The organism is Methylobacterium segetis, assembly GCF_004348265.1.
GTDB classification, from domain to species: domain Bacteria; phylum Pseudomonadota; class Alphaproteobacteria; order Rhizobiales; family Beijerinckiaceae; genus Methylobacterium; species Methylobacterium segetis.
In genome coordinates this window covers 1-5,780 of record NZ_SMNT01000176.1, presented here as the reverse complement: position 1 = coordinate 5,780, position 5,780 = coordinate 1, and the positions used below count along the sequence as shown (strand labels likewise).

The window sequence follows — 5,780 nt, the reverse complement described above, 5'->3', positions numbered from 1 at the left end:
CAGCGACGCCGATGGCGACGCCCTGCAGGTGGCCGGGCTCCGGGTCGTCGAGGGCGGCGGCACGATCGAGGATCTCGGTGACGGGCGCTACGCCTACCGGCCGGCGCCGGATGCCAGCGGACGCGTGGTCCTGGCCTACACGGTGACGGACGGGCACGGCGGCAGCGTCGCGCAGACGGCACGGTTCGACGTCTCGGCCGTCAACGATCCGCCCGTGATCCGCCCCGACGCGACCCAGGCGGCGGCGACCGTCGCCGAATTGCCCTACGGAGCCTCGGGTGCGGGCACGGCCGTCCATACCCGCTCGGGAACGATCGCCTTCGCCGATCCGGATGCGGGCGACGGGCATTCCGCCCTGCTGAAGGCGGACGGCGCCGGGTATCTCGGCACGCTGACGCTCGGTCCGGTCGATCCGGTATCGCGTACGCTGACCTGGACCTTCACCGTTCCCGACCGCGCGCTCGACGGGCTCGCAGCCGGCGAGACCCGCGTGCAGACCTACTCGGTCCTCATCTCCGACGGGCAGGGTGGCACCGCGGCGCAGCCGATCACCGTCACGCTGACGGGCGCCGGCGAGCGGCCCCCGATCGCTCACGACGATCCGGATCTGCATCCGAGCCTTCTGACGAATTCGAGCTTCAGCGCCGCGCCGGACTTCTCGGGCTGGAACACCGTCACCACGCCATCCAACAATTTCACCGACAATTCGTACGAGGCGCATGTCTTCGTCGACCGTACGGGCACGCGCCTCGCGGGTGCGGACGCCGTCGCAGTCCTGAACTTCGACGGCCGCATCGACACGGCCGGTGGGACGGCCTGGGGGCCTTCGATCCGCAGCGCGACCTTCTCGGCGGCGGCAGGCGACGCGGTGAAGTTCGATTGGATCTTGTCCAGCGGCAGCGACTGGGCGCTCGGGCGTGGCTATCTCCGCGATTCCACGGGCCACATCGTCGATACGGTGTTCGAGTTCAACACCGGCTTCTCGGGCACGACGGGCCTCAGGACCAGCACCTTCATCCTGCCGACGAGCGGCTCGTACTACATCGACTTCCAAGTCGGTTCCTACGATTCGACATTCGGCCGCCTCGTCGGCGCAGAACTCGTGATCGACTATGCGGGCGTCGTGCCTCGAATCCGCGAGGACGTCCCCCTCGTCATTCACTTGGCCGAATTGCTCGCCAACGACAGCGATCCGGGCGGCCTCCCGATCCATTTGGTTTCGGTGGCCCCGACGAGCGAGCATGGCGGCACCGTCACGCTCAACACCGACGGGACGATCACATACGACCCGCGCGCGGTCTTCGATCATCTGGCGCAGGGCCAGACGGCCTCGGATTCCTTCGTCTACACGATCGCGAACACGAGCGGCGCCACGGCCTCGGCGACGGCCTCCTTCACGGTGGCCGGCGTCAACGACGCGCCGACAGGGGGCCTCGACCACATCCTCGCCGCCTCCGGCGCAGGCCTGTCCGTGCCGAAATCGGCCCTCCTGTTCAACGATCGCGACCCCGATGCCGGGGCTCATCTGCGCGTTGCCGACGTGACGGACGCGGGTGTCTCAGAGGGAGGCGACGCGATCATCGTCAACGGTGCCGGCAACGGCGGCCATTTCAGCTACGTCGTCGAGGACGAGTTCGGCGCCCGGTCCGCCCAGACCGTTCAGGCGGTCGTGAACCGCGCCGACGCGCTCGATCTCGTCGGCGCGCCCAACGACGAGATCCTGATCGCCGCCGGGAGCACGCAGGTGCTGACCGGAGGGGGCGGGCACGATGTGTTCGTCTTCGCGGATCCCACCACCGTGAGCACCATCACGGATTTCGAGCCGGGCGCCGCCGGTGACGCGATCGACCTCACCGGCCTGCTCGGCTCGGATGTGACCGCCGAGACTCTGGGAGCCCATGCCCGCATGGCGGATGTCGATGGCTACCTCGCCCTGCAGGTCCATACCGGCCCTGACGGATCCTGGCACACCCTCGCCCACCTGAACCTGCCCGTGACGACACCGGACGTGACGGTGATCTGGACCGATCACCTCGTCCGCCTGAGTGTCCAGGCCCCGCTGGTGTGAGGGGAGGCGGCCGAAGCCGCGCGGCGTCCGGCATATCGATCCGCCCGGCAGCACCGCGGCGGAGGCTTGTCGCGCGGATCGGCCTCGACCGGGTCCTGGCGACGGCCGTGCTCCTTCTGCTCGTCCTCCTGCGCCTCTGGGACCCGCCGCCGGTCGAGACGCTCCGGCTTCGCACGTTCGACGCCTTCCAGATCCTGCGGCCGCGGCCTGCGACCCTGCGGCCCGTGACCATCGTCGACATCGACGAGGCTAGCATCCGCGCGCTGGGGCAGTGGCCCTGGTCGCGAACCCGCGTCGCCGATCTGGTCTCGCGGCTGACGGAGGCCGGCGCGGCGGCCATCGCCTTCGACGCCGTCTTCCCCGAGCCCGACCGGCTGTCGCCCGCCCTCATCGCCGAGACCGTCCCCGGCCTCGACGCGCAGAGCCGGACGCTGCTCGCCAAGCTTCCGAGCAACGATCGGATCCTGGCCGACGCCGTCGCCGCGTCGCGGGTCATCCTCGGCCAGACGGCCCTCGTCCAGCCCTCGGACCCCCCTGCGGGCCTGCCGGAGACCGGGTTCGCCCTCCTTGGGCCGGACCCCTCGGCCCATATCGCGCGCTTTCCCGGCCTCCTTCGCAACGTGCCCGAGTTGGAGCAGTCGGCGGCGGGGCGCGGCCTCTTCACCATCGTTCCGGAACGCGACGGCATCGTGCGGCGCGTGCCCCTCGTCCTGATCGCCGAGGGCCGGATGGTCCCGGCCCTCGCTCTGGAAGTTCTGCGCGTCCTCACCGGCAGCGGCGCCGTGATGCTGCGCAGCGACGAGGCGGGGGTCGGCGCGGCCGTGCTGCCCGGTTTCGAGGTGCCGACCGATGCGACGGGCTCGGTCTGGCTGCATTTCAACCACCACGATCCGGCCCGCTTCGTCTCGGCCCGATCCGTGCTCGACGGGAGCTTCGATCCGGCGCGGGTGGCGCAGAAGATCGTGCTGATCGGCACCTCGGCGATCGGTCTCCTCGACAACAAGACGACGCCGGTCGATCGCACCATCCCCGGCGTCGAGGTGCACGCGCAGGTTCTGGAGAGCGTGCTCACCCGCGCGACGCTGTCCTACCCGAGCTACGCGGCCATCGTGGAGGTGCTCCTGGCCGTCGCGGTCTCGGTCGGGATCATCGCCTTCGCGCCGGTGCTCGGGGCGGCGTGGCTGCTGCTGCTCGGGGCGGTGGTAGCCGTCTTCATCGCCGCGATCTCGTGGTTCCGCTTCAGCGAACTCGGCATCCTGCTCGACCCGACCTTTCCCCTCGGCGCGAGCCTCGGCGTCTACGCGGTGCTCGTCTTCACCAACTACACCCGCGAGCAGATGGGGCGGCAGCGCATCCGTTCGGCCTTCAGCCAGTATCTCTCGCCCGCCCTCGTCGATGAGCTCGCCGCCTCGCCGGAGAAGCTGCGCCTCGGCGGCGAGGAGCGGCGTCTGACGATCATGTTCAGCGACGTGCGCGGCTTCACCGCGATCTCGGAATTCTACCGCGCCGATCCGTCCGGCCTGACCGCCTTGATGAACCGGTTCCTGACGCCGCTCACCGACGCGATCATCGGGCGCCGGGGCACGATCGACAAATACATGGGCGACGCCATCATGGCGTTCTGGAACGCGCCCCTCGACGATCCGGACCAGGAGGCCAATGCCTGCGCGGCGGCACTGGAAATGATCGCCCGGATGAACGCGCTCAACGCGGCGCGCCGGACCGAGGCAGAGGCGGGCGGCTTCCCCGTCCTGCCCCTCGAGGTCGGCATCGGCATCAACACGGGCCGCTGCGTCGTCGGCAACATGGGGTCGGCGCAGCGCTTCGACTATTCGGTGCTCGGCGATACCGTGAACGTCGCCTCGCGGCTCGAGGGCCAGTCGAAGACCTACGGCGTGCAGATCGTCCTCGGGGCTGCCACCGCCGCGGCGATCGCCGGCCGCTTCGCGGTGCTGGAGATCGACCGGATCCGGGTGAAGGGGAAGTCACTGCCCGAGACGATCTCGGTCCTTGCCGGGGACGCGGCGCTCGCCGCCTCGCCCGCGTTCCGCGAGCTTGCCGCCGCGCACGCCGCCCTGCTCGCGGCCTATCGCGGGCGGGACTGGGCGGCGGCGCGCGCGCATCTCGAGAGCTGTCGGGAACGCGGCGCCGGCCCGGGGCTCGACCGCCTCTACGATCTCTATGCCCGGCGCGTCGACGCCTTCGAGCGCGAGCCACCCCCCGAGGATTGGGCCGGGATCCACGTCGCCGAATCGAAATAGGGGAGGGGAGCGGCTCAGGCCTCCAGCCTGTCCGCGACCTCCTCGGCCAGCGAGAGGCTTGAGGTCAGCCCCGGGCTCTCGATGCCGAAGAGATGGACGAGGCCGGGGAGGCCATGTTCGCGCGGGCCGTCGATCCGGAAATCGGCCGCCGGCTCGCCGGGCCCCGTGAGCTTCGGGCGGATGCCGGCGTAATCGGGCATCAGGCTCCCCTGGGGCAGGGCAGGCCAGTAGCGGCGGATCGCCCCGTAGAAGGTCTCGGCGCGGGCGGGTTCGACGGTGTAGTCGAGCCGGTCGACCCACTCGACATCGGGACCGAAGCGCATCCGCCCGGCGAGATCGAGGGTGAGGTGGATGCCGAGCCCGCCCTCCACCGGTGCCGGGTAGACGAGCCGCCGGAAAGCCGCCTTGCCGGCGTAGGAGAAGTAGCTGCCCTTCGCGAGCACGAGGCGCGGCACGCGCGGGGCGGGATATCCGTCCGTCCGCGCGGCGAGCGTCGGTGCCCCGAAGCTCGCCGCGTTCACGATCGCGTCGAAGGGCATCTCTCCCGGCGCCTCGCCGCCGAACACCGCGCTCCACGCGTCGCCCCGGCGCAGGAGTTGCTCCACCGGCGTTCGCAGGGCCAGGACCCCGCCCGCCGCCTCGACGTCGCCGAGGAGCGCCAGCATCAGGGCGTGACTGTCGACGATGCCGGTCTCCGGCGAGAGCAGAGCGCGGGTGCAGGCGAGATTCGGCTCGAGCGCCCGAGCCTCCGCACCGGAGAGGAGGCGCAGGCCCTCGACGCCGTTCGCGCACGCGCGGTCGAAAATCGCGACGATGGCCGGCTCTTCCGCCTCCGTGGTGGCGACGACGAGCTTGCCCGGGCGGGCATGCGGCACGAAGTGGCTCTCGCAGAAGGCGTAGAGGCGGCGGCGTCCCTCGACGCAGTGGCGTGCCCTCAGCGAGCCCGGCGGATAGTAGAGGCCCGCATGGATGACCTCGGAATTGCGAGAGGAGATGCCGGTCCCGATCGCGTCACCCGCCTCGGCGAGCACGATCTCGTGTCCGCGCCGGCCGAGCGCGCGCGCCGTCGCCAGGCCGAGGATGCCGGCACCGACGACGAGGATGGAGAGGCGCGCCCGGGGCATGCCCGAGGATAGCGCAGCGGATCGAGCTTGGCAGCGGGGGTGAAAAGCCCCGGTGCTAAGCCCTCCGTGGGACTATCGTTCTCTCCAGGCTTTGGCGATCTGGTCGGTGAGGGGCTTGGTGAGGTAGGAGAGCACGGAGCGCTCGCCGAGCTGCATGAAGCTCTCCACCGGCATGCCCGGCACCAGCTTGGCCCCGTTCAGCCGCGCCGTCTGCTCCTCGGGCACCTGGATGCGCGCCACGTAGTAGCTCATCCCCGTCTTCGGGTCGCTCGTCACGTCCGCCGAGACCCGGCTGACCACCCCGTCGATCTCCGGCGTCACCCGCTG

At 70.7% G+C, this 5,780-nt stretch carries 4 protein-coding genes; 2 read left to right on the top strand and 2 right to left on the bottom strand.

Annotation, left to right across the window (positions count from 1 at the left end; all coding sequences use genetic code 11):
• Positions 1-2,068: tandem-95 repeat protein (locus E1J50_RS25425; protein WP_132256975.1), on the top strand; the 2,068-nt coding region annotated here is incomplete at its 5' end.
• Between the two features lie 32 nt (positions 2,069-2,100).
• Entirely contained in the window at positions 2,101-4,329 is a 2,229-nt protein-coding gene (locus E1J50_RS25420) for a CHASE2 domain-containing protein (protein WP_425374968.1), read from the top strand.
• A gap of 14 nt (positions 4,330-4,343) precedes the next feature.
• Here E1J50_RS25420 and E1J50_RS25415 read toward each other — a convergent pair whose 3' ends face one another.
• Together E1J50_RS25415 and E1J50_RS25410 are read right to left on the bottom strand one after the other, a co-directional pair.
• Positions 4,344-5,453, bottom strand: a complete 1,110-nt coding sequence (locus E1J50_RS25415) for an NAD(P)/FAD-dependent oxidoreductase (protein ID WP_132256973.1) — start codon at positions 5,451-5,453, stop codon at positions 4,344-4,346.
• 72 nt (positions 5,454-5,525) lie between these two features.
• Positions 5,526-5,780: beta-barrel domain-containing protein (locus E1J50_RS25410; RefSeq protein WP_483466573.1), on the bottom strand; the 255-nt coding region annotated here is incomplete at its 5' end.

Excerpts from the sequence above, each read along its gene's own strand:
- E1J50_RS25415 (WP_132256973.1), bottom strand. The coding sequence starts at position 5,453 with ATGCCCCGGGCGCGCCTCTCCATCCTCGTCGTCGGTGCCGGCATCCTC.